The organism is Nocardioides alkalitolerans DSM 16699, from assembly GCF_000426525.1.
GTDB lineage: Bacteria > Actinomycetota > Actinomycetes > Propionibacteriales > Nocardioidaceae > Nocardioides > Nocardioides alkalitolerans.
Genome location: NZ_KE384533.1, coordinates 1,000,316 through 1,023,182, shown reverse-complemented (window position 1 = coordinate 1,023,182; position 22,867 = coordinate 1,000,316). Strand labels below are relative to the sequence as shown.

The following is a 22,867-nucleotide window of genomic DNA, read 5'->3' as shown; positions in this document are numbered from 1 at the left end:
GTGATCGGGCCCACTCCTACCGTCACCGGGAACTCACAGCGCCCGGGCACCTCCCGCGCGCCGTCGCAGAAGGGCAGGACCCATGGAAGCCACCACCGAGCAGCGCCGGACCCCCGGCAAGGCTGCCGTCGCCGCCTGGAGCGGCAGCGCTCTGGAGTACTACGACCTCGCGATCTACGGCACCGCCGCGGCGCTCGTCTTCCCGAAGATCTTCTTCCCCGAGGGCAACGGGGAGGCCGCCACCATCGCCGCGCTGGCCACCTTCGGCGTCGCGTACGTCGCGCGCCCCTTCGGCTCGTTCCTCATGGGCCACATCGGTGACCGGATCGGCCGCAAGGTCATCCTCATCGGCACCCTGCTGCTGATGGGCGTCTCGACGTTCCTCATCGGCTGCCTCCCGACGTACGACCAGATCGGCCTCTGGGCGCCCGCCGCGCTCGTCTTCCTCCGCCTGCTGCAGGGCCTCTCGGCGGCCGGAGAGCAGGCCGGCGCCAACGCGATGAGCTTCGAGCACGCCCCCGACGACCGGCGCGGCTTCTTCACCAGCTTCACGCTCAGCGGCACCCAGGGCGGCCAGGTGCTCGCCCCCGCGGTGTTCCTGCCGCTCGCGGCGATCCTCCCCGAGGAGCAGCTGCTCTCGTGGGGCTGGCGCGTGCCGTTCTGGCTGAGCGCCGTGCTGCTGATCGTCGGCTACATCATCCGCCGCACGCTCGACGAGACCCCGGAGTTCTCGGTCGCCGCCGACGACGACGGCCAGAAGCCGGGTCGCGCCCCGCTCGCCGAGCTCTTCGCCGACCACTGGGCCAGCGTGCTGCGCGTCTTCTTCGCCGCGTTCATCGCGATGGTCAACACGATGTTCCAGGTCTTCGCCCTCAGCTTCGCCACGTCGGAGGACTACGGCATCGAGATCTCCAACACCACCATGCTGTGGCTGGCGATCGTCGCGAACCTCGTCGCCATCTGCACGATCCCGTTCTGGGCCACGCTGTCGGACCGCATCGGCCGCAAGCCCGTCTTCCTCACCGGCGTCGTCGGCAGCGCGATCCTCGTGACCGCCTTCCTCGGTGCGATCTCCACCGGCAACGTCGTGCTCGTCTTCGCCCTCGGCGTCGCCCTCGCCGGTGTCGTCTACTCGATGCCGAACGCCGTGTGGCCCGCGACGTACGCCGAGTACTTCCCGACCTCCGTGCGCCTCTCCGGCATGGCGATCGGCACGCAGTTCGGCTTCGCGCTCGCCGGCTTCACGCCGACGATCGCCGGCGCTCTCATGGCCGGCGACGCCGACAACTGGTGGCGCGTGGCGGCCTTCGCCTCCGGTGCCTGCGTCATCTCCGCGATCGCGGTGCTGTCGGGCCCGACCGGCACCCACAAGGTGCCGACCCGCGACCTGGGCGTGCGCACCCCGGACGTCGAGAAGAAGATCCCGGCGGGTGTCGCGTGAGCGACCACCAGCAGCCCGCGGGTACGGCGGACGCCGCGGCGCCGTCGTACCTGCTGGGCCTCGTGGGCCAGGGCATCGGCGCCTCCCTCACGCCCGCGATGCAGGAGCGTGAGGGGGCGGCCGCCGGGCTCCGGCTGACGTACCAGCTGATCGACGCGGACGTGCACGGCTTCGGGACCGACGACCTGCCGGCGATCCTGCGCTGGGCGCAGGCGTTCGGCTTCGCCGGGCTCAACGTCACCCACCCCTTCAAGCAGGCCGTGGTGCCGCTGCTCGACGACCTCTCGGAGGACGCCGCCGACCTGGGCGCCGTCAACACCGTCGTCTTCCGCGACGGCCGCATGCTGGGCCGCAACACCGACTGGTCCGGCTACGGCCGGGCCCTGCGGACCGCGCTGCCCGAGGCGCTGGGCGACCGGGTCGTGCTCGTCGGCGCCGGCGGTGCCGGCGTCGCGGTCGGCTACGCCCTGCTGGACGCGGGCGCGGAGCACGTCGCGATCGTCGAGTCCGACCCCGAGCGCGCCGACGCGTGCGCCGTCCGCCTCGCGAAGCGCTTCGGCGACGAGCGGGTGGGCGTCGCCGCCGACCTCGAGGCGGCCGTCGCCGACGCGCAGGGCCTCGTCAACGCGACCCCCGTCGGCATGCTGGGCCACCCCGGCATGGCCGTGCCGGAGCACGTGGTGACCTCGCGGCTCTGGGTCTCGGACGTCGTCTACTTCCCGCTCGAGACCGAGCTCATCGGCCTCGCCCGGGAGCGCGGCTGCCGGGTCCTGCCGGGCGGCGGCATGGCCGTCGGCCAGGCCGTCGACGCCCACGAGCACTTCACCGGGCGCACGGCGGACGCCGACCGGATGGCCGCCCACTTCGCCGAGCTGACCGCCCCGACCCCCCAGGGAGCCTGATCGACCGTGCACAAGGGCATCGCGACCGTCTCGCTCGCCGGGCGGCTGGCCGACAAGCTGGCCGCCGCGGCGGGAGCCGGGTTCGACGGGGTCGAGATCTTCGACAACGACCTCGTCGCCTCCGACCTCTCCCCCGCCGACGTCGCCCGACGCTGCGCCGACCTCGGGCTCACCGTCGACCTCTTCCAGCCGTTCCGCGACGCCGAGGGCCATGCGCCCGCGGCGTTCGCGGCGGTGGAGCACCGCTTCCGCACCAAGCTCGGCGTCATGGCCGAGCTGGGTGCGGACGTGGTGCTGTGCTGCTCCAACGTGAACGCCGACGCGGTCGACGACCCCGACCTCTCCGCGGCCCAGCTGCACCGTCTCGGCGAGCTGGCCGCCGAGTCCGGCGTGACCATCGCCTACGAGGCGCTGGCCTGGGGCCGCCACGTGCACCGGGTCGGCCAGGCGTGGGAGGTCGTGCGGCGCGCCGACCACCCGGCCGTCACGGTCGCGGTCGACACGTTCCACATGCTCGCCCGCGGCGACGACGGCGAGGCGCTCGCCGGCGTCCCCGGCGAGAAGATCGGGTTCCTCCAGGTCGCCGACGCCCCCCTGCTCGACATGAACGTGCTCGAGTGGAGCCGCCACTTCCGCTGCTTCCCCGGCCAGGGCACCCTCGACGTCACCGGCGTCGTGGCCGCGACGCTCCGGGCCGGGTACGCCGGACCGCTCTCGCTGGAGGTCTTCAGCGACGTCGTCCGCGAGGCCGACCCCCGGGTCACCGCCCGCGACGCGATGCGCTCCCTGCTCTACCTCGAGGACCAGCTGGCGAGCCGGCCGACCGACCAGGCTCCACCGGCCCGCGAGCGGATCACCGCCACCCTCACCGCGGTCGCGCCGGCCGCCCGCCGTACCGACACCGCGTTCGTCGAGCTCGCCTCCGCCGGCGACCCCGGCGTGGCCGACCTGCTGGGCGACCTGGGGTTCACCCTCGCCGGCCGCCACCGCACCAAGCCCGTCACCTGGTGGCGCAACGGGGCGGCGCACGTCGTGCTCAACAGCACGCCGCTCGCCTCCTACACCGACCGCGTCGCGGGCGAGGCCACCGCGCTCGGGCTCGTGGCCCCGCCGGTCGAGTCCGTCGCCGACCGCGCGAGGGCCCTGCTGTGGCCGGCCGTCGACCGCACCCGCGGGGAGTCCGAGGCAGTGCTGCCCGGCATCTCCGCGCCGTCCGGCCTCCACGTGTTCCTCTCCGCCGAGCCCGGCGACCACGACGACTGGCACCGCGACTTCGCGCCGGAGATCGGATCCCCCGCAGACGCCGCCGACGCCTCCCCCGAGTGGCTCGGCCTCGACCACGTCGGCGTGGCCGTGCCGGAGGAGACCCTCAACGAGGAGGTCTCCTTCTTCCGCACCCTCTTCGACCTCCGCCCGGCCGGCACCGAGGAGTTCATGGACCCCCGCGGCCGCCTCCGCAGCCGGGCGCTGCGCCCGGCGACGGGCGACCTCCGCGTGATCCTCAACGTGGCCGACACCGCCGGACGGTCGCGGCGCGGCGTGACGCAGCTGGCGTTCGCCGTGCCCGACGTACGGCGCGAGGCCCGCCGCCTGCGTGCGGCCGGCGTGGCGCTGATGGCGGTGCCCGACAACTACTACGTCGACCTCGACGCGCGCTTCGGGCTCGACCCCGACCTGCTCGCCGACCTGCGCGAGCACGGCCTGCTCTACGACCGGGCCGGCGCCGACGGGAGCGGCGGCGAGCTGCTCCACCTCTACACGCCGGTGCTGCCGGGCGGCTACTACGTCGAGCTGCTCGAGCGTCGCGGCGGGTACGACGGCTACGGCTCCGCCAACACGCACGTGCGGCTGGCGGCGCAGGCCTGAGGCCCTAGGCTCACCGGTCATGACCGCCCCGCAGCCGGACTCGATCCAGTCCCTGGCCCGCGGTCTCGCCGTCATCCGGGCGTTCGACGCCGAGCACCCCCGGCTGGCGCTCGCGGAGGTCGCGCGCCGTACCGGGCTCTCCCGCGCCACGGCCCGCCGCGTGCTGCACACGCTCATCGCGGAGGAGTACGCCGTCACCGACGGCCGCGAGTTCGCGCTCACGCCGCGCATCCTCGAGCTCGGGTTCGCCTACCTCTCGGCGCTGGGCCTGCCCGCGGTCGCGCAGCCCCACCTCGAGCGGCTCTCCGCCGAGACCGGGGAGTCGACGTCGCTGGCGGTGCTCGACGGCGGCGACGTCGTCTACGTCGCCCGCGTCGCCACGCGCCGCATCATGAGCGTCGGCATCACGGTCGGCACGCGCTTCCCGGCCTACGCCACCTCGCTCGGCCGCGTGCTGCTGGCCGGGCTCGACGAGGCCGCGCTGGCGGCGTACGTCGCCGACGCGGACCTCGTCGCCCGCACCCCCGGCGCGCTCGCGACCGAGGCGGACCTGCGCGCCGAGCTCGTCCGCGTGCGCGAGCAGGGCTGGGCGCTCGTCGACCAGGAGCTCGAGCGCGGGCTGCGCTCGCTGGCCGCGCCCGTGCTCGACGGGTCCGGTGCGGTCGTCGCGGCCGTCAACGTCTCCACCTCGGCGTACGACGACCGCACCCTGCCCGGCGACGTGCTCGCCCCGCTGCTCGCCTGCACCGCCGCCGTGCGCGGCGACCTCGCCGCCGGCCGGGTGCGGTAGCGGGGCCGACCCACCCTCAGTCCAGGCAGAACTCGTTGCCCTCGGGGTCGGTCATCACGATGAAGCCGTGGCTCATCGGCGGCGAGGGCTCGTCGCGCCGCACGCGCGCCGCGCCCAGGCCCACCAGTCGCGTGCACTCCTCCTCCAGCGCCGCCATCCGCTCGTCGCCGTGCAGCCCGGGGGCGCTGCGCACGTCGAGGTGCAGGCGGTTCTTCGCCGTCTTGCCCTCCGGCACCCTCTGGAAGAAGAACCGCGGCCCGACGCCGTCGGGGTCGCTGCAGGCCGACGCGTCGTTGCGCTGCTCCGGCGGCACGCCCCATGCGTCGAGCGCGGCCTCCCAGCTGTCGAAGCCCTCCGGCGGGGCGTCGACCTCGTAGCCGACGGCCTCCGCCCAGAACGCGCTGAGCGCGCCCGGGTCGGCGCAGTCGAACGTCACTTGGAGCGTGCTCGCCACGGCGCACCTCCCCGGCGTCGGGCCGGCGCGCGGCGCGCACCGGTCGTGGTCTCCTCGTCCCGCACCCGGCCCGGGGAGCGCCCGGGGCCGGCCGGGGGCAGCGCCCCCGACCAGCGGGTGTACCTCTGCTCGATCTCCATGACCCGAGCGTGCCACCCATTCAGGACTGTTCCGTTCCGCTATCGGTGGCAAGATCGCGGGCATGGCCGACGGAACCACCGAGCGCGTCCTGCGCCTGCTCGGGCTGCTGCAGGAGCGACGCACCTGGACCGGCCCCGAGCTCGCCTCCGAGCTCGGTGTGACCGACCGGTGCGTCCGGCGCGACGTGATGCGCCTGCGCGACCTCGGCTACCCGGTCAACGCCTCGCAGGGCGTCGGCGGCGGCTACCAGCTCGGAGCGGGTACGGCGCTGCCCCCGCTCCTGCTCGACGCCGACGAGGCGATCGCCACCACCGTCTCGCTGCTGCTCGCCGCGGGCGGCACCGTCACCGGCGCGGCCGACGCCACCCTGCGCACGCTCGCGAAGCTCGACCAGGTGCTGCCACCGCGGCTGCGGGCGGAGGTGCGCGCCATCGTCGACACGACCGCGACGCTCGACGGCGGGGCGGGCGCCACGGTCGACGGCGGCGATCTCATGCGGCTGGCGCGGGCCACGCGCGACCGGGTGCGCGTGCGGTTCGCCTACGCGGGCGGCGACGGCCGCCGCACCGAGCGGGACGTCGAACCGTCCGGGCTCGTCGCGACCGGCCGGCGGTGGTACCTCCTGGCCTGGGACACCGCCCGCGACGACTGGCGCACCTTCCGCCTCGACCGGCTCACCGACCTCGCGGTCACCACCTGGACCGCCGGCCGGCCGGCCCACCCCGACCCCGCGGCGTACGTGCAGCGCACCGTCACCACGGCGCCGTACCGCCACCACGCCCGCGTGCGCCTCGCCCTGCCGCCCGACGAGGCCCGCGGACTGTTCACCCCGGGCACGGCGGTGGTCGAGCCCGACCCGGAGCCCGGCTGGTGCCAGGTGGTCGCGGGCGCCGACGACCTCGAGTGGCTGGCGCTGCGGTTCGCGGAGGTCGACGCCGCGGTCGAGGTGCTCGAGCCCGACGCGCTGCGCACCGCCGCCGCCCGCGTGGCCGAGCGGCTGCGGGCGATGGCCGGCTGACGAGCGGTCGGGCGGTCGGGCCGGTCAGGCGGTGGCCGGCGCCTCGTCCCGCAGGTGGGCCGGTACGACGGTCAGGGCGCCGACGGCGATCACGGCCGCGGCGGCGAAGGCGTAGAAGCCCCAGGGGTAGGCGATGCCGGCGGTCACGAGCACCCCGCCGAGCGACGGGCCGACGATGGCCCCGGCGCGACCGACGCCGGCGGCCATGCCGAGCGCGGTGCCGCGGATCTCCGGCGGGTAGAGGTGGCCGACGAACGCGTAGACGAGCACCTGGGCGCTGAAGACGAAGACGCCGGTGAGCAGCACGGCGCCGTACACGAGCAGCGAGCTCTCCAGGCGGATCGACAGCAGGGCCAGGAAGACGGCGGCCAGCCCGAACCACGCGAGCACGACGGGCTTGTTGCCCCGCGCGTCGGACACGACCCCGGCCACGAGCAGGCCGATGACGGCGCCGACGTTGAGGATCAGCAGCAGGCCGGTGCCGGCCTGGATGGAGTAGCCGGCCTCGCCCATGATCTTCGGCAGCCAGGTGTTGAGGCCGTAGACGAGCAGCAGGCCCATGAACGACGCGACCCACAGCCCGATCGAGACCGGCAGGTAGCGCCCGCGCACGACCTCGCTGCTGCGCACGACCGGCACCGTCGGGTCCTTCTCGCGCGCCTCGCGGGCGGCGAGGTACGTCGCCGACTCGGGCAGCTTCCACACCAGCAGCGGCACCGTGACGAGGCCGGCGAGACCGCCGACGACGAACATCGCCTCCCAGCCGAGCGGGTCGATGAGCGCCAGCGCGAGCAGCGCCGTCAGCACGGCGCCGACGTGGTAGCCCGTCATCATGCGCGTGACCTGCGAGCCGCCGCGGCCCGGCTTCGCGTGCTCCGACATGTAGGCCAGCGCCGTCGGGAGGCAGGCGCCGAGGCCGAGCCCGGCCAGGAAGCGCAGGGCGGTGAACTGCCAGACATTGGTCGCGAGCGGGATCGCGAGGGTCAGCACCGAGAACGACGCGATGCAGACGATGAGGCTCAGCCGGCGCCCGTAGCGGTCGGTGAGCGGACCGATCATCACCGCCCCGATGCCCACGCCGACGAGGCCGAGCGTGGAGGCGGTCGTGAGCGAGCCGTCGGTGAAGCCGAGGTCGCCCGTCGCCGACAGCGTCGGGATGACGGCACCCAGGACGACGAGGTCGAACCCGTCGAGCGCGACCGCGACCCAGCAGAGCAGGACGGGCCAGAAGCCGGCCCCCGACGGGGCGGCGCCGGGCGCGCGCGCCCCCGTGGACGGTTCCGAGACGGCCATGACGTTTCTCCTCCGTGAGGGGCTGGTGCAGGGTGACGGACGTTTCACCGTGACAGCGACCACACCCGTCCGCCAAGCCGTTCTTCCACTGACCGGAAACGTCCCGAGCTGTCGCGTCCGCACGCCCCGTACGTGCCGAGCTGTCGCGTCTGCACGCCCCGAGAGCGCCGAGCTGTCGCGTCTGCACGCCCAAGGTGTGCCGAGTCGGCACATCTGCGGCGACTCCCGAGGCGCCCGGACCCTTGTCGATGCTCCTCTTCCCGACGTACGCTGTTCGTATCACGAACGATCGTTCGCACAGCGAACACGAGAGGACGTCACGTGGAGCAGCTCGACACCTTCCTGTACGCCGCCACCCGCACCCCGTTCGGCAAGTTCAACGGCGCGCTGGCCGGCACCCGGCCGGACGACCTCGCCGCCGCCGCGATCACCGGCCTCCTCGCGCGGACGCCGTCCCTCGACCCCGCCGACGTCCGCGAGGTCTTCTTCGGCAACGCCAACGGCGCCGGCGAGGACAACCGCAACGTCGGCCGGATGGCGTGGCTGCTCGCCGGCCTCCCGGTCTCGACGCCCGCGACCACGATCAACCGCCTCTGCGGCTCGAGCCTCGACGCGTCGATCCAGGCCTCCCGCGCCCTGGCCAGCGGCGACCTCGGCACCGACGGCGTCGCCCTCGTCGGCGGCGTCGAGTCGATGACCCGCGCCCCCTGGGTGCTGCCGAAGTCGCCCCGCCCCTTCCCGGCCGGCGACGTCACCGCCGTCTCGACCACCCTCGGCTGGCGGCTCGTCAACACGCGCATGCCCGCCGAGTGGACCGTCTCCCTCGGCGAGTGCAACGAGCAGCTGCAGGAGCGGTTCTCCATCTCCCGCGAGCGGCAGGACGCCTTCGCCGCCCGCTCGCACGCCCTCGCCGCCCGGGCCTGGGACGACGGCTTCTACGACGCGCTCGTCACGCCGGTCGACGGCCTCGAGCGCGACGAGTCGATCCGTCCCGGCTCCACCCCCGAGACCCTCGCCGGCCTCAAGCCCTCCTTCCGCCCGGACGGCACGATCACCGCCGGCAACGCCTCCCCGCTGAGCGACGGCGCCTCGGCCGTCCTGCTCGGTACGGCGGACGCCGCCGCCCGCATCGGCACCGACCCCCTGGCCCGCATCGCCGGTCGGGCCGCGTCTGCGCTGGAGCCGCAGGCCTTCGGCTTCGCCCCGGTCGAGGCCGCCAACCGCGCGCTCGCCCAGGCCGGCATCGGCTGGGACCAGGTCGGCGCCGTCGAGCTGAACGAGGCGTTCGCCGTGCAGTCGCTGGCCTGCGTCGACGCCTGGGGCATCGACCCCGAGATCGTCAACACCCGCGGCGGCGCGATCGCGATCGGCCACCCGCTCGGCGCCTCCGGCGCCCGCATCCTCGGCACGCTCTCCGCGGTCCTGGCCGAGCGCGGCGAGCGCTGGGGCGTGGCCGCCATCTGCATCGGCGTGGGCCAGGCGCTCGCCGTCGTGCTCGAGAACCCCGCCGCGGGCCAGGAGGGCTGACGTGACCACGATCCACAGCGACCCGCTCGAGGCCGTCGCCGGCATCGCCGACGGCGCCACCGTGCTCGTCGGCGGCTTCGGCATGGCGGGCATGCCCGTCACGCTCATCGACGCCCTCATCGCGTCGGGCGCCAGCGACCTCACCGTCGTGTCGAACAACGCGGGCAACGGCGACACGGGCCTCGCCGCCCTGCTCGCCGCCGGACGCGTACGCAAGGTGGTCTGCTCGTTCCCGCGCCAGGCCGACTCCTACGTCTTCGACGGCCTCTACCGCTCGGGCGACCTCGAGCTCGAGGTCGTGCCGCAGGGCAACCTCGCCGAGCGCATGCGCGCCGCCGGGGCCGGCATCGGCGCCTTCTTCTGCCCGACCGGGGTCGGCACGCCGCTGGCCGAGGGCAAGGAGACCCGCGAGATCGACGGCCGCACCTACGTGCTCGAGTACCCCATCAAGGGCGACGTCGCGCTCATCGGCGCCGAGGCCGGCGACGCGATGGGCAACCTCGTCTACCGCAAGACGGCCCGCAACTTCGGCCCGGTCATGGCCACCGCGGCCACGACGACCATCGCCGAGGTACGCCGCGTGGTCGCCGTCGGCGACCTCGACCCGGAGGCCGTCGTCACGCCCGGCATCTTCGTCGACCGCATCCTCGACCTCTCCGCCGCGCCCGCCGACGTGGCGGACGCCGAGAGCCCCACCAGCCAGGAGGTGTCCGCGTGAGCGCGCTCGCCGTACCCACCACTACCACCGAGCACACCGACCGCGGTCCGCTCGACAAGCACGAGCTCGCCGCGGTGATCGCGCGCGACATCCCCGCCGGCGCCTACGTGAACCTCGGCATCGGCCAGCCGACCCTGGTGGCCGACCACCTGCCGCAGGGCTCCGGCGTCGTGCTCCACACCGAGAACGGCATGCTCAACATGGGCCCGGCCGCCACCGGCGACGACATCGACCCCGACCTCACCAACGCCGGCAAGGTGCCCGTCACGGAGCTGCCGGGCGCGGCGTACTTCCACCACGCCGACTCGTTCGCCATGATGCGCGGCGGCCACCTCGACGTCTGCGTGCTCGGCGCCTACCAGGTGGCGGCCTCCGGCGATCTGGCCAACTGGCACACCGGCGCGCCCGACGCGATCCCGGCCGTCGGCGGCGCGATGGACCTCGCCATCGGCGCCAAGGACGTGCTCGTGATGATGACGCTCTTCGCGAAGGACGGCTCGTCGAAGCTCGTGCCCGCGTGCACCTACCCCCTCACCGGGGTGGGCTGCGTGAGCCGGGTCTACACCGACTTCGGGGTGTTCGCGGTGGGCTCCTCCGCCGAGGGCGACCCGGGGGTCGTGTCGGTGCTGGAGACGTACGGCGCGAGCGTCGACGAGCTGTCGGCGCGCATGGACGTCGAGCTGCGTCCGCTCTGAGCGTCGCCGTCGGCGTCGTCGTCATGGTCGGAGAGGCTGCCACCGCCCACCGACATCGCGGCGATGACGGCCGCCGAGGCGGCCCACCGGGAGGTCACGAGCACCGTGCGACGTCGGCGCCGCGGCTGCCCCGCCGTACGGGACGGAGGGTCGGACGCCGAGGCGTCACCCTCGTCGGGCTGCGCTGGGTCGGGGGGCGGGGCGCTCATGCCGACCGAGCATGACGCGGTCGGCTGAGCGAGCGCTGAGCGCCGGCTGAGACCGGCGGCCGGGGTACGGCGGCGAGGTGCGGCGGGGGCGCGGTCAGCCGACGGGCGGGCCGACGACGAGCGCGACGCCCGTCAGCACCGCGACGGCGACGACGCCGGCGGCCAGACCCTGGAGCGGCTTGCGCACGAGCCAGGAGACGGGCTTGTCGAGCGCGCCCTCGCCCGGACCGGCGGCGAGACGCCAGGTGTCGGCGAGCGCGCCCTTCTTCTCCATCGCGAGGTCGAACCAGACGGTGAAGAACGGCGGGATCGAGGCCAGGATGCCGATCACGGTGCGACCGAGCGTCCACCGGGCGTCGATCGCGACGACGATCGTGGTGAGCACGTAGGCGATGAACGCCACCCCGTGGATCATGCCGCCGACGCTGACGACGGCGTCGGTCGTCTCGGTCACGTACTTGAGGAACATCCCGAACAGCAGCAGGGCCCAGGTGCAGGCCTCGGTGACGGCGACGATCCGGAACAGGCGACGGGGCGACATGCCCCGCATCCTACGACGAAGCGTCGTAGGTCAGGAATCCTTCGGCGGCCGACCGTGCGGCGGCCGCTCGACCGTGGCGGACGCACGCAGGCGCCGAGCCTCCTCAGCCGCATCCGTCCGCCACACTCGTCGCCGGGCCCTCCCAGCGTCGTGAACCGCCGGTCCGGCCCTCGGGCGACGCCCACCCCTCAGGCGAAGGTGCGCTCCGCGACGCCGGCCCACACGGCGAGGCTCGTGAAGAAACCCAGCCCGTCGGTGCCGGGGCCCGTGAGGGTCTCGACGGCGTGCTCGGGGTGCGGCATGAGCCCCACGACGTTGCCCGCCTCGTTGCGCACGCCGGCGATGTCGCGCAGCGAGCCGTTCGGGTTGCCGCCGAGGTAGCGCGCGACGACGCGGCCCTCGGCCTCGATCTGGTCGAGCGTGGCCTCGTCGGCGACGAAGGCGCCCTCGCCGTTCTTCAGCACCACGGTGACCTCGCTGCCGGCGACGTACGACGACGTCCACGCGGTCGTCGTGTCCTCGATGCGCAGGCGCTGGTCGCGGCAGGCGAACTTGCGGTGGTCGTTGCGGATGAGCGCGCCGGGCAGCAGGTGGGACTCGCAGAGGATCTGGAACCCGTTGCAGATGCCGAGCACGGGCAGGCCGGCCCCGGCCGCCGCGACGACCTCGCCCATCACGGGCGAGAAGCGCGAGATGGCGCCGCAGCGCAGGTAGTCGCCGTACGAGAAGCCGCCCGGCAGGACGACCGCGTCGACCCCCTGGAGGTCCGCGTCGCCGTGCCACAGCGCGACCGCCTCGTTGCCGCCGATGCGGACGGCGCGCTGGGCGTCGACGTCGTCGAGCGAGCCCGGGAAGGTGACGACCCCGACCTTCACGCGCCGGCCTCGACGCGCACGGTGAAGTTCTCGATCACGGGGTTGGAGAGCAGCGTCTCGGCGGCGCGGTGGACGTCGGCGAGCACCTCGTCGGTGACGTCGCCCTCCACCTCCAGCTCGAAGCGCTTGCCCTGGCGCACGTCGCTGATACCGGTGAAGCCGAGGCGCGGCAGCGCCCCCTGGACGGCCTTGCCCTGGGGGTCCAGGATCTCGGGCTTCGGCATGACGTCGACGACCACACGGGCCACGGTGCTGCTCCTCGGTTCAGGGGTTCCCGGGGTGGGTGCCCGCGGGTTCTGCGGAGCATTCTAGGACGGTCCACGACGCGGACACGCCCCCGTCCGTCGGGGCCCGTCGCCCGCGAGCTGTGCGAAGGTGGGTCAGGTCTCCAGATCCCCGACGACCAGGTGCCGAAACGCTTCATGACCCCTCCTCCCACCGCCCTCCTGCCCTCCCGGCCGACCCCCCAGGTCGCGCCGCCGCAGTTGCCGGACCCCGGTCCCGAGGCGCCCCGGTCGAAGGATCCGCACACCGCCCCGCTGCCCCCGGGCACCGCTCCCCCGCGCCGGGTCCGGGCCGTCGACGGCCTGCGCGCGCTCGCGGTCGCGGCGGTCGTCGTCTACCACGCCTGGCCCGCCGCCCTCCCGGGCGGCTACCTCGGCGTCGACGTCTTCTTCGTCATCAGCGGCTTCGTCATCACCGCGAGCCTGGTGCACGTGCGCCGGGCAGACGGCCGTCCCCGTCTCGGCCGGTTCTGGGTACGACGCGCGCAGCGGCTGCTGCCCGCCCTGGCCGCCCTGCTGCTCACCACCGCCGCGCTGGCCGCGGTGGTCGGCGACGCCGTCACCGTGCGACTGCGGGAGCAGCTGCTCGCCGCCCTCACCTTCACCGGCAACTGGTACCAGGCGGGCTCGGACGTCTCGTACTTCGACGAGGCCCAGCCGCCCCTCCTGCAGCACCTCTGGTCGCTGGCGGTGGAGGAGCAGTTCTACCTGGTGTGGCCGCTGCTGCTGGTCGCGCTGCTCGCCGTCGTACGGCGTCCCCGCACCCGCGTGGTCGTGGTCGCCCTCGGGGCGCTCGCCAGCGCCGGCGCGATGGCGTGGCTCTTCACCCCCGGCGACGACCCGAGCCGGCTCTACTTCGGCACCGACACCCACGGCTTCGGCCTGCTGCTCGGTGCGGCGGCCGCGCTCGCCGTACCCCTGCTCGCGACCCCGCCGTCGCACACCGGCCTCGCGCTCGTGCAGCGGTGCGCCCGGTCGCGGGTGCTGCCGATCGCCGCGACCGCGGTCGTCGTCGTGGCCATGGCGCGGCTCGCCGACGACCTGACGCTGACCTACCGCGGCGGCATCGCGGGCGTCTGCGCCGCCACCGCCCTGCTGCTCGTCAGCCTCCTCGTGCGCCCCGGCGGACCCGTGCGCCGGCTGCTCGCCCAGCCCGTCGTCGTCTGGGTGGGCGTGCGCAGCTACGCGATCTACCTGTGGCACTGGCCGGTGCTGGTGCTGCTCGACGCGGCCTTCCCGGCGGCGTCGCCCCACCTGCGCGGGGCCCTCACGGTCTACCTCACCCTGCTCGCGGCGGCGCTGAGCTGGCGCTACGTCGAGCAGCCGGTGCTGCGGCACGGCTTCCGCGGTGCGGCTCGCCGTCTGCGGGCCGCCGTACGGCGCGACACGGCCGTCCGCGGCCCCCTCCTCGTCCTCGCGACGCTCACCCTCGTGGTCGCCGCGGGCTCCGGCCTCCGGGCCGCTCCCGACCGCGGGGAGGTGGAGTCCCTCGTGCTGGCCGGTCAGGCGGCCGCGGACGGCTCCGCCCCGGCCCCGCTCGACCCCGACGCGCAGGACGCACCCCCGACGCCCGCCCCGCTCGCCGACGCCGGGCCGGCCGAGATCGGCGCCCGGACGATCGTGCTCGGCGACTCCGTGACGCTGGCCTCCGCGACGGGCCTGCTCGCCGAGCTGCCCGGCGTCGCCGTGAGCGCCGAGGTGGGCCGCCAGATGGACGAGGCCCCGGCGCTCGTCGACGGCTTCCGCGCGGAGGGCAGCCTGCGGCCCTACCTCGTGGTCGCCCTCGGCACGAACGGCGCCTTCGACCCGGCGACGCTCGACCGGCTCGTCGACGCCGCCGGACCCGACACCCGCCTCGTGCTCGTGACCGCCCACGGCGACCGCGACTGGATGGGCGGCGTGAACCGCGACCTGCTCGCCTACGCCGAGGCCCACCCCGCCGTCGGCCTCGCCCGCTGGGACCGCGCCTCGGCGTACGTCCCGGACTTCGCCTCCGACGGCATCCATCCCGGCGACGAGGGCGGCGTCGTCTTCGCCCGCCTCGTCGCCGACACGCTGCGCGCGCTGCCCTGACCGGCACACTGGGGGCATGTCCTCATCCCGCGTTCCCCCCGCCGCCTCGCGCCTCCTGGCGCTCGAGTTCCCGCAGTCGCTGGCGACGTACGACGAGTACGCCGCCGCGCAGCGCACCGTCGACTTCCTCTCCGACCGCGAGTTCCCGGTCCAGAACTGCATGATCGTCGGCACCGACCTCAAGCAGGTCGAGCGCATCACCGGCCGCCTCACCTACCCCAAGGTCGCCGCCGCCGGCGCCGTCTCGGGCGTCTGGCTCGGCCTCTTCGTCGGCCTCATCTTCACGTTCTTCGTCGACAACGAGATCCTGCCGATGCTGCTGTCGACGGTGCTGCTGGCCGTCGCGTTCAGCGTCGTGTGGGCGGTGCTCGGGTACGCCGCGACCGGCGGCCGCCGCGACTTCAGCTCCGTGAGCAGCGTCGTCGCCACCCGCTACGAGGTGCTCGTCGAGCACAAGCACGCCGACCGGGCCCGCCAGCTGCTCGCCGAGCTGCCGGGCGCGACGCCGAACCCCTTCGCCTGACGCACGACGACGCCCGCCCCACCCCCTCGGGGCGGGACGGGCGTCGTACGACGTGGCGGCGGCCGCGCAGGCTCAGCCGAGCTCGCGCTTGAGGATCTTGCCGGTGGCCGTCATCGGCAGGGTCGGGACGATCTCGACCACGCGCGGGTACTTGTACGCCGCGAACTGCTCCTTGCCCCAGGCGACGAGCTCCTCCGACGTCACGGACGCACCCTTCTCGAGGATGACGTACGCCTTGATCTCCTCGCCGTGCGACTCGTTCGGCACGCCGATCACCGCGGCCAGGGAGACGTCCGGGTGGCTCAGCAGCACCTCCTCGATCTCGCGGGGGTACACGTTGAAGCCGCCGCGGATGATCATGTCCTTGGCGCGGTCGACGATGTAGTAGAAGCCGTCCTCGTCCTTGCGGGCCAGGTCGCCGGAGCGGAACCAGCCGTCGCGGATCGCGTCGGCGGTGGCGTCGGGGCGGTTGAAGTAGCCCTTCATCACGTTCGGGCCCTTGATGGCGATCTCGCCGACGGCGTCAGGGTTCTCCGAGCGGTCCACCTCGTTCCAGTCGCCGTCGATCAGCTTCATCTCGACCTCGGGGATGGGCACGCCGATCGAGCCGACGCGGGGCTCCTCGCCGTACACGGAGAACGACGCCACCGGCGACGTCTCGGAGAGGCCGTAGCCCTCCAGGATCGTCACGCCGAAGCGCTCCTTGAACGACTTGTGCACCTCGACCGGGAGCGCCGAGCCGCCGGCCACCGAGGCCCGCAGGTTCTTCGCGATGGTGGCGACGTCGACCGAGTCGTCGAGCGCGCCGAGCAGGCCCCAGTACATCGTCGGCACGCCGCCGAAGAAGGTGACGCCCTCCTTGAGCATGAGCCCGAGCGCCGGACCCGCCTCGAAGCGCGGCAGCATCACGACGGTGCCGCCGAAGGCGAAGGCGCCGTTCTGGATGACGGTCTGGCCGAACGAGTGGAACAGCGGCAGGACGCAGAGGTAGGTGTCCGGGTTCTCGGCGTTCGCGCCGAAGAGCCGGTCGCTGACCAGGGCGTTCGAGATCATGTTGGAGTGGCGCAGCTCGGCACCCTTCGGCTGGCCCGTCGTGCCCGAGGTGTAGAGGATGACGGCGGTGTCGTCGTCGTCGGCCGCGTGGCTCTCGAACGTCGGCGCCTTGCCGGCCAGCCCCTGGCCCAGCGTCGTGGTGCCCTCGATGGGCGACTCCGCGGCCGGGTCGGCCGTGATCACGAAGAAGGTCTCGCAGCCGTCGGTCTGCTCGAAGCCCTGGTGGCCCTCGGCCGCCATCGGCAGCTCGGGGGTGCCCTGGAAGCAGAAGTAGGCCTTCGCCTCGGAGTCGGCCAGGTGGTAGGCGATCTCGCGGCTCTTCAGCAGCACGTTGAGCGGCACGACGGTCGCCCCGGCCTTGAGGATGCCGTAGTAGACGATCGAGAAGTACGGCAGGTTCGGGCAGGTCAGCGCGACCTTGTCGCCGGGCCCGATGCCGCTCTCGACCAGCAGGTTCGCGACCTGGTTGGCCGCGCCGTTCACCTGGGCGTAGTTCAGGCGCGTGTCTCCGAGGACGATCGCGTCACGGGTCGGGTAGCGCTCCGCGGAGCCCTCGAGGAACGATGAGAGGTTCGTCATGGACTCAACCTACTGGGAGGTAGTGAGCCGCGTCACCGGTCGATCCCCGCGGGGGTCCCGCTAGCGGCCCGCGCCCAGGATCTTCGACGCGTGGCGCAGGTCGGCACGCACCGCGTACGGCGCGAGACGCGGCAGCGTCAGCCGCAACGGCAGCATCCAGACCGGGAAGTCCATGTCGACGGCGACCCGCACGCGCGTGCCGGCGCCGTGGGCCTCGAGGTCGAGCCGGAGCGTGGCGGAGATCGGGCCCCACGTGCCGCGCTCGGCCCAGCGGGCCGGGGGCTCGTCGACGGTGACCTCCATGCGCGGCTTCACCCCGGGCTTCGTGACGTCGGTCCACGTGGAGCCGAGGCCGCCGGGGCGCCCGCCGCGTTCCACGACGTCGTCGACCCGCTTGAGGCTCGACTGCCAGGCGGGACGGTTCGCCGGGTCGGCCAGGTAGGCGTGGACGACGGACGGCGGTGCTGCGAACTCGACCTCGACGCTCATGCGCTCATCCTGCCCGGCACGCCCTGAGCCCGCCCTGGGCCCGGCCGTCGAGGACGCTCAGAACCGCTCGCCGGTGAGGCGCTCGTAGGCCTCGACGTACTTCGTGCGGGTCTCCTCGACGACCTCGGCGGGCAGCGCCGGGGGCTCCTCGCCCGAGCTCCGGTCCCAGCCCGAGGCCTCTGACGTGAGCCAGTTGCGCACGATCTGCTTGTCGTACGACGGCTGCGTGCGCCCGGGCCGCCAGGCGTCGGCGGGCCAGTAGCGCGAGGAGTCCGGGGTGAGCACCTCGTCGGCGAGCACGATCGTCGACCCGCCGGCCCGGCGGCCGAACTCCAGCTTGGTGTCCGCCAGCAGGATGCCCCGCTCGCGGGCGAGCTCCTCCGCGCGGGCGTAGACGCGGAGCGTGAGGTCGCGCAGCGCGGCGGCGTCCTCGTCGCCCACGGTCGCGACCACGGCGTCGTACGAGACGTTCTCGTCGTGGTCGCCGAGCTCGGCCTTCGTCGCGGGGGTGAAGATCGGCGCGGGCAGGCGCGAGCCGTCCTCCAGCCCGGGGGCGAGCGGGATGCCGCAGACCTCGCCGCTCGCGCGGTAGTCGACGAGGCCCGAGCCGGTGAGGTAGCCGCGGGCCACGCACTCGACGGGGAACATCTCGAGGCTCTCGCAGACCACGGCGCGGCCGGCGACCTCGGCGGGCACGTCGGTGGACACCACGTGGTGGGGCACGAGCGACGACAGCTGCTCGAACCACCACAGCGACATCCGGGTGAGGATCTCGCCCTTGTCGGGGATCGTCGAGGCGAGCACGAAGTCGTAGGCCGAGATCCGGTCGCTCGCCACCATCAGCAGGCGGCCGGCGTGCTCGCCGGCGTCGATGCGGTAGAGGTCGCGCACCTTGCCCGAGTGCAGGTGGGTCGTCCCGTCGATCGCGGGCGCCGGCGGGATGTTCGAGATCACGGCGATCACCCTAGTCGGCGCCACGGGGCCGGTCGGCCGTGCAGCCACCAGTCCATCTTCCGCGTGATCCACGGCAGCCCGAGGAACACCATCAGCGGGGTCGCGACCATCGTCGTCGCGAGCGTGCGGAGCGGCCACCAGAGGTCGGTCAGGAACGTCGCGGCGAGCCCGCCGAGCAGCAGGCTCAGCGGCAGGAAGACGAGGAAGATCGTGACGGCCTGCTTCCACCGCGGCGGCGGGGTCGTCGGCAGCACGAGCCCGAGGTGCTCGACGTCGTGGCTGGCGGGCGGGTCGAACCAGCCCTCGATACCGGTCATCCGCAGCACGCGCACGTCCCCCACCAGACCCTGCGCGGCCCCCAGCCACCAGCGCCGCTCCGAGGAGGCCTCCCAGCCCGCGAGCGCCTCGGCGTCGGCGAACCGGTAGAGCATGTGCCACGCGTCGTCGTCGGGGCCCGAGCGCACGAACCCGTGGCCGAGGAAGCCCGGGAAGTGCTCGGCGAGTGTCGTGCCCGCCCGGATCCACGCCATCATCTCGGCCGTGTGCACGAGGTCCGCGTGCCGGGTGATCGCGACCGTCACCGGCTCGGAGGGGGCGGGCGCGTCGGCGGCCGGCCCGGCGGTGTCGCTCATGCGGCCATGCTCCGCCGCCGCCCCGGACGGGGCCCACACCGCGCGGGGGTGACCTCCCCCACGGCCCCCGGGGCGTCGCGGCCCCGCGTCGTACGCTCGCGGCATGTCCGTCGTGAAGATCAACGCCATCTCCGTCCCGCCGCAGGCCGGCCCCCACCTCGAGGAGCGGTTCGCCGCCCGTGCCGGCACGATCGACGGGACCCCCGGGTTCCTCGGCTTCCAGCTGCTGCGCCCCACCGCCGGCGAGGAGCGCTACTTCGTCGTCACCCACTGGGCCGACGACGCCGCCTTCGAGGCGTGGCGCGACGGTGACGGCCGTGCGGCGCACGCCGGCGAGCGCGAGAAGCCGGTCGCGTCGGGCGCCGACCTCCTGGAGTTCGAGGTCGTGCTGGACGTCAAGCCCGCCTGAGGCCACCGCACCCCTCGCACGGCAGGAGGACCCGACGTACGGCGTACGTCGGGTCCTCCTGCGTCCGGACCTCCCCGCGGGGAGCCGGCGGTGCGGGTCAGGTGCTGCTCAGGTGCGGGTCAGCAGCCGCCGCAGTTGTAGTAGGTCACGTCCCAGTGGTTGCCCTCCTTGGCGTACTCGTTGCCCGAGCCCGCGCGGTAGAGGGCGGCCCCGTCGCCACGGGTGCCGACGTAGGTGAACGTGTTCTGCACGTACGACGTGAGGCAGCTCGAGAGCGAGAAGTCGAGCTTGTAGCCGTTGCCGTGGCTGTAGGTGCCGCCGGCGTGGCCGACCTCCGTGCCGCCGGTGACGTTGAGGGCGCAGCCGGAGGCGTTCTTCAGGGTGATCGCACCGGAGATCGTGGCCTGCCGGACGCCGGTCAGCGACGTGCAGGTGGGCGTGCCCTGGTCGCTGCAGCCGCCGGAGGAGGAGATGGAGATGCCCGCGGCGCGGAGCTGACCGGCGGCCTCGGAGTGGGTGAGGGCCGAGGCCGGCGAGGCGGTCGCGACGGCGGCACCGGCGGCGAGGACGCCCGCACCGAGGAGGGTGCCGAGGCGCCGGCCGAGGCCGCGGCGGCGACCGGGACCGGCGTCGGTCGAGGGGTGGGCAGGGGTCGTGGTCATGGTTCCCGAGATGTCCATGCGCTCCATGCAAACCCCGTCGGGCGCCGCCTGACAACCCCCGAGCGGCCGACGGTCCGGTGAACGGCGCCCCGGGGGCCGTGCCTCAGAGGATGTCGCCGGGCGCGTACGCCGCCGCGTCCGGGTGCTGCTGCGCGAGCGCCTCGACGCGCGCCACGACGGCCTGCACCTGGGCCACCGCGGCGCCGGTGAAGGCGATCGGCTCGGCCACGAGGGCGTCGATCTGCGCCCGGCTCAGCCCGAGGCGTGCGTCGGCGGCGAGGCGCTCGTAGAGGTCGTTCACCGCGAGGCCCTGCCGCATCTCGAGCGCGACGCCGACGGCGTGCTCCTTGATGGCCTCGTGGGCGCTCTCGCGACCGACGCCGTTGCGCACCGCCGACATCAGCACCTTGGTGGTGGCGAGGAACGGCAGGTAGCGGTCGAGCTCGCGCTGGATGACGGCCGGGAAGGCCCCGAACTCGTCGAGCACGGTGAGGAAGGTCTGGAAGAGCCCGTCGCTCGCGAAGAACGCGTCGGGCAGCGCCACGCGCCGCACGACGGAGCACGACACGTCGCCCTCGTTCCACTGGTCGCCGGCCAGCTCGCCGACCATCGAGAGGTGTCCGCGCAGGATCACGGCGAGGCCGTTGACGCGCTCGCAGGAGCGGGTGTTCATCTTGTGGGGCATGGCCGAGGAGCCGACCTGGCCCTCCTTGAAGCCCTCCGTCACCAGCTCGATGCCGGCCATGAGCCGGATCGTCGTGGCGAGGTTCGACGGGCCGGCCACCAGCTGCACGAGCGCGGAGACGACCTCGAAGTCGAGCGAGCGGGGGTAGACCTGGCCGACCGAGGTGAGCACGTGGTCGAAGCCCAGGTGGGCCGCGACCCGCGACTCGAGCTCGCCGAGCTTGTCGGCGTCGCCGCCGAGCAGGTCGAGCATGTCCTGCGCCGTGCCGACCGGGCCCTTGATGCCGCGCAGCGGGTAGCGCGCCAGCAGCTCGTCGACGCGCTGGACGGCCACGAGCATCTCGTCGGCGATCGTCGCGAAGCGCTTGCCGAGCGTCGTGGCCTGGGCCGCGACGTTGTGGGAGCGGCCAGCCATGACGGTGGTCTCGTGCTCGCTGGCGAGCCGCGCGAGGCGGGTCAGGGCGGCGATCGCGCGGTCGCGCACGAGGAGCAGCGACTGCTGCACCTGCAGCTGCTCGACGTTCTCCGTGAGGTCGCGCGAGGTCATGCCCTTGTGGATGTGCTCGTGGCCGGCGAGGGCGCAGAACTCCTCGATGCGGGCCTTCACGTCGTGGCGCGTGACCCGCTCCCGGGCCGCGATGGAGGCGAGGTCGACCTGGTCGACGACCGCCTCGTAGGCCTCGACGACACCGTCGGGCACGTCGATGCCGAGGTCGCGCTGGGCGCGGAGCACGGCGATCCAGAGCCGGCGCTCGAGCACGATCTTGTGCTCCGGCGACCAGATGCCGGCGAGGTCGGGTGCGGCGTACCGCGTGGCGAGGACGTTGGGCACCGATGCGCGACTCACGCCCGCCATCCTCCCATGCGTACGGCGCCCGTCCGCCCCCGCTGGCCGCCCCCGCCCTTGCCCCTCCCTCCGGGTGGAACCCGCGGAAGTGGTGGCGGGACCGCACGGGAGGACGGAGGATGGGCCCCACGGCCACCGGCGGTCCTCCCCGGTGGCGTTCTCCGGCGAACGAGGAGCTCACATGCGGAAGGCCCTGTCCGGTCTCGTCCTCTCCCTGGTGGCGGGGATGTTCCTCGTCGCCTCACCGCCCGCGATGGCGGCGAGCACGACCACGCTGACGATGTCCCCCACCTCGGTGGCGGCGGGCGGCAAGGTGAGCGTCGCCGTGCGCTCGTCCTTCGTCCCGCTGGCGGGCGGGTTCCGGCTCCAGGAGCTGCGCGGCGGCACGTGGGTGTCGGCGCAGGAGCTGCCGTCGTACCGCAACTACGGCTTCACCTTCGCCGTGGGCAGCACGACGGGCGCGCGCACCTTCCGGGTCGCGGCGAAGGCCGACTCCCGCACCTGGGTCTACAGCCGCACCGCGACGGTGGACGTCGGGCCCGCCGGCCCGTCGACGGCGCTCACGACCACGACCCCCCGGGTCGACCCGGGCGGCACGATCCAGCTCGCGGCCCGCTCGACGTTCCTGCCCGACGCCGGCACCTTCACGCTCCAGGAGCGTCGTGGCGGGACCTGGACGACCGTGCAGTCGCTGCCGTCCTACCGCAACTACGGCATCAGCCACCCGGCCGGCTCGACCGCCGCCACGCGCACCTTCCGCACCGTCGCGACCGCCGGCGGCACCTGGGTCGGCAGCGGCTGGGTGAGCGTGACGGTCGGCGCCCCGGCCCCGCCGCAGTCCGACCTCGCCGTGGCCCGCAACCGCATCGTGGCCGACACGAACGCCGCGCGCGCCGAGGCCGGGCTCCCGCCGCTCGCGCAGTACTCCGCCATCAACACCGTGGCGCAGCGCTGGTCGGACCGGATGGCCGCCACCGGCGACTTCTCGCACAACCCGAGCTACGCCGACCAGATGCCCGCCGGCTGGCGCCGGGCGGCGGAGAACATCGCCTACGGCTACACCGTCACCGGCGTCGTCCCGGCCTGGATGAACAGCGACGGCCACCGCCGCAACATCCTCGGCGACTTCACCCACATCGGGGTCGGCGTCACCGTCGACGCGAACGGTCGCACCTACTACGTGCAGAACTTCGGCAAGTACTGAGGGG

Annotated in this window: 24 protein-coding genes; 12 read left to right on the top strand and 12 right to left on the bottom strand. The window is 73.9% G+C overall.

The window, feature by feature from the left end; all coding sequences use genetic code 11:
* Positions 1 to 82 precede the first annotated feature (82 nt).
* The 4 genes from K329_RS0121710 to K329_RS0121695 are packed head-to-tail and all read left to right on the top strand — an operon-like array spanning position 83 to position 4,999.
* Positions 83 to 1,441 (top strand): MFS transporter, encoded by a 1,359-nt coding sequence (locus K329_RS0121710; RefSeq protein WP_028474680.1) that lies wholly within the window; start codon positions 83 to 85, stop codon positions 1,439 to 1,441.
* Positions 1,438 to 2,343 (top strand): shikimate dehydrogenase, encoded by a 906-nt coding sequence (locus K329_RS0121705; protein WP_052337214.1) that lies wholly within the window; start codon positions 1,438 to 1,440, stop codon positions 2,341 to 2,343. The genes K329_RS0121710 and K329_RS0121705 overlap by 4 nt, the downstream gene beginning before the upstream one ends.
* Positions 2,344 to 2,349: 6 nt before the next feature.
* Entirely contained in the window at positions 2,350 to 4,209 is a 1,860-nt protein-coding gene (locus tag K329_RS0121700; RefSeq protein ID WP_028474678.1) for a sugar phosphate isomerase/epimerase and 4-hydroxyphenylpyruvate domain-containing protein, read from the top strand.
* A gap of 19 nt (positions 4,210 to 4,228) precedes the next feature.
* Positions 4,229 to 4,999, top strand: a complete 771-nt coding sequence (locus K329_RS0121695; protein ID WP_028474677.1) for an IclR family transcriptional regulator domain-containing protein — start codon at positions 4,229 to 4,231, stop codon at positions 4,997 to 4,999.
* 16 nt (positions 5,000 to 5,015) lie between these two features.
* Here the strand turns inward: K329_RS0121695 and K329_RS0121690 are convergent, their stop codons facing one another.
* Both K329_RS0121690 and K329_RS31135 read right to left on the bottom strand, forming a co-directional pair.
* Entirely contained in the window at positions 5,016 to 5,453 is a 438-nt protein-coding gene (locus K329_RS0121690) for a VOC family protein (protein WP_028474676.1), read from the bottom strand.
* Positions 5,432 to 5,593 (bottom strand): hypothetical protein, encoded by a 162-nt coding sequence (locus K329_RS31135; RefSeq protein WP_157571868.1) that lies wholly within the window; start codon positions 5,591 to 5,593, stop codon positions 5,432 to 5,434. The genes K329_RS0121690 and K329_RS31135 overlap by 22 nt, the downstream gene beginning before the upstream one ends.
* A gap of 62 nt (positions 5,594 to 5,655) precedes the next feature.
* Here K329_RS31135 and K329_RS0121685 point away from each other — a divergent pair, with 62 nt between their 5' ends.
* Positions 5,656 to 6,612: a helix-turn-helix transcriptional regulator gene (locus K329_RS0121685; RefSeq protein WP_043644376.1), complete on the top strand. Its 957-nt coding sequence runs from the start codon at positions 5,656 to 5,658 to the stop codon at positions 6,610 to 6,612.
* Between the two features lie 24 nt (positions 6,613 to 6,636).
* On the opposite strand, the gene K329_RS0121680 is transcribed toward K329_RS0121685, so the two are convergent.
* The gene (locus K329_RS0121680; protein ID WP_028474674.1) at positions 6,637 to 7,905 is read right to left on the bottom strand and encodes an MFS transporter; all 1,269 of its coding nucleotides are present in this window, start codon (positions 7,903 to 7,905) and stop codon (positions 6,637 to 6,639) included.
* Positions 7,906 to 8,226: 321 nt separating this feature from the next.
* Here K329_RS0121680 and K329_RS0121675 point away from each other — a divergent pair, with 321 nt between their 5' ends.
* Genes K329_RS0121675 through K329_RS0121665 form a run of 3 tightly spaced genes read left to right on the top strand, consistent with a single transcriptional unit; the run spans position 8,227 to position 10,845 of the window.
* Positions 8,227 to 9,432, top strand: a complete 1,206-nt coding sequence (locus K329_RS0121675) for a thiolase family protein (protein ID WP_028474673.1) — start codon at positions 8,227 to 8,229, stop codon at positions 9,430 to 9,432.
* A 1-nt stretch (position 9,433) separates the two neighbouring features.
* Positions 9,434 to 10,150 (top strand): 3-oxoacid CoA-transferase subunit A, encoded by a 717-nt coding sequence (locus K329_RS28710; protein ID WP_052337213.1) that lies wholly within the window; start codon positions 9,434 to 9,436, stop codon positions 10,148 to 10,150.
* Positions 10,147 to 10,845, top strand: a complete 699-nt coding sequence (locus K329_RS0121665; RefSeq protein ID WP_028474672.1) for a 3-oxoacid CoA-transferase subunit B — start codon at positions 10,147 to 10,149, stop codon at positions 10,843 to 10,845. Before K329_RS28710 ends, K329_RS0121665 begins: the two co-directional genes overlap by 4 nt.
* A gap of 303 nt (positions 10,846 to 11,148) precedes the next feature.
* Here the strand turns inward: K329_RS0121665 and K329_RS0121660 are convergent, their stop codons facing one another.
* From K329_RS0121660 to purS, 3 genes are all read right to left on the bottom strand, one after another.
* On the bottom strand, positions 11,149 to 11,595 hold the full coding sequence (locus tag K329_RS0121660) for a DUF3817 domain-containing protein (protein ID WP_028474671.1): 447 nt from the start codon (positions 11,593 to 11,595) through the stop codon (positions 11,149 to 11,151).
* 188 nt (positions 11,596 to 11,783) lie between these two features.
* On the bottom strand, positions 11,784 to 12,470 hold the full coding sequence (purQ, locus tag K329_RS0121655; protein ID WP_028474670.1) for a phosphoribosylformylglycinamidine synthase subunit PurQ: 687 nt from the start codon (positions 12,468 to 12,470) through the stop codon (positions 11,784 to 11,786).
* Positions 12,467 to 12,718, bottom strand: a complete 252-nt coding sequence (purS, locus tag K329_RS0121650) for a phosphoribosylformylglycinamidine synthase subunit PurS (protein WP_028474669.1) — start codon at positions 12,716 to 12,718, stop codon at positions 12,467 to 12,469. Before purS ends, purQ begins: the two co-directional genes overlap by 4 nt.
* Before the next feature lie 174 nt (positions 12,719 to 12,892).
* Here purS and K329_RS0121645 point away from each other — a divergent pair, with 174 nt between their 5' ends.
* Both K329_RS0121645 and K329_RS0121640 read left to right on the top strand, forming a co-directional pair.
* A complete protein-coding gene (locus K329_RS0121645) occupies positions 12,893 to 14,827 on the top strand; it encodes an acyltransferase family protein (protein WP_052337211.1) in 1,935 nt (644 codons plus the stop codon).
* Positions 14,828 to 14,843: 16 nt separating this feature from the next.
* The gene (locus K329_RS0121640) at positions 14,844 to 15,350 is read left to right on the top strand and encodes a YflT domain-containing protein (protein WP_028474667.1); all 507 of its coding nucleotides are present in this window, start codon (positions 14,844 to 14,846) and stop codon (positions 15,348 to 15,350) included.
* Positions 15,351 to 15,422: 72 nt separating this feature from the next.
* On the opposite strand, the gene K329_RS0121635 is transcribed toward K329_RS0121640, so the two are convergent.
* From K329_RS0121635 to K329_RS0121620, 4 genes are read right to left on the bottom strand one after another with little or no spacing between them, the layout of a single operon-like run.
* Positions 15,423 to 16,982, bottom strand: coding sequence for a long-chain-fatty-acid--CoA ligase (locus K329_RS0121635; RefSeq protein WP_028474666.1), 1,560 nt, complete (start codon positions 16,980 to 16,982; stop codon positions 15,423 to 15,425).
* Positions 16,983 to 17,042: 60 nt separating this feature from the next.
* The gene (locus K329_RS0121630; RefSeq protein WP_028474665.1) at positions 17,043 to 17,471 is read right to left on the bottom strand and encodes an SRPBCC family protein; all 429 of its coding nucleotides are present in this window, start codon (positions 17,469 to 17,471) and stop codon (positions 17,043 to 17,045) included.
* A 57-nt stretch (positions 17,472 to 17,528) separates the two neighbouring features.
* The gene (locus K329_RS0121625) at positions 17,529 to 18,425 is read right to left on the bottom strand and encodes a phosphoribosylaminoimidazolesuccinocarboxamide synthase (protein ID WP_425411491.1); all 897 of its coding nucleotides are present in this window, start codon (positions 18,423 to 18,425) and stop codon (positions 17,529 to 17,531) included.
* A gap of 5 nt (positions 18,426 to 18,430) precedes the next feature.
* Positions 18,431 to 19,057 (bottom strand): putative antibiotic biosynthesis monooxygenase, encoded by a 627-nt coding sequence (locus tag K329_RS0121620; RefSeq protein WP_052337210.1) that lies wholly within the window; start codon positions 19,055 to 19,057, stop codon positions 18,431 to 18,433.
* A 103-nt stretch (positions 19,058 to 19,160) separates the two neighbouring features.
* Here K329_RS0121620 and K329_RS0121615 point away from each other — a divergent pair, with 103 nt between their 5' ends.
* Entirely contained in the window at positions 19,161 to 19,466 is a 306-nt protein-coding gene (locus K329_RS0121615) for an antibiotic biosynthesis monooxygenase family protein (protein WP_028474662.1), read from the top strand.
* A gap of 119 nt (positions 19,467 to 19,585) precedes the next feature.
* Here K329_RS0121615 and K329_RS28705 read toward each other — a convergent pair whose 3' ends face one another.
* Positions 19,586 to 20,146 (bottom strand): hypothetical protein, encoded by a 561-nt coding sequence (locus tag K329_RS28705; RefSeq protein WP_211225928.1) that lies wholly within the window; start codon positions 20,144 to 20,146, stop codon positions 19,586 to 19,588.
* A gap of 85 nt (positions 20,147 to 20,231) precedes the next feature.
* On the bottom strand, positions 20,232 to 21,659 hold the full coding sequence (gene purB / locus K329_RS0121605) for an adenylosuccinate lyase (RefSeq protein WP_028474661.1): 1,428 nt from the start codon (positions 21,657 to 21,659) through the stop codon (positions 20,232 to 20,234).
* A gap of 181 nt (positions 21,660 to 21,840) precedes the next feature.
* On the opposite strand from purB, the gene K329_RS29985 reads away from it, so the two are divergent.
* Positions 21,841 to 22,863 carry a CAP domain-containing protein gene (locus K329_RS29985; RefSeq protein WP_052337209.1) on the top strand — a complete coding sequence of 341 codons (1,023 nt, stop codon included), beginning with the start codon at positions 21,841 to 21,843 and terminating at the stop codon, positions 22,861 to 22,863.
* Positions 22,864 to 22,867 lie beyond the last annotated feature (4 nt).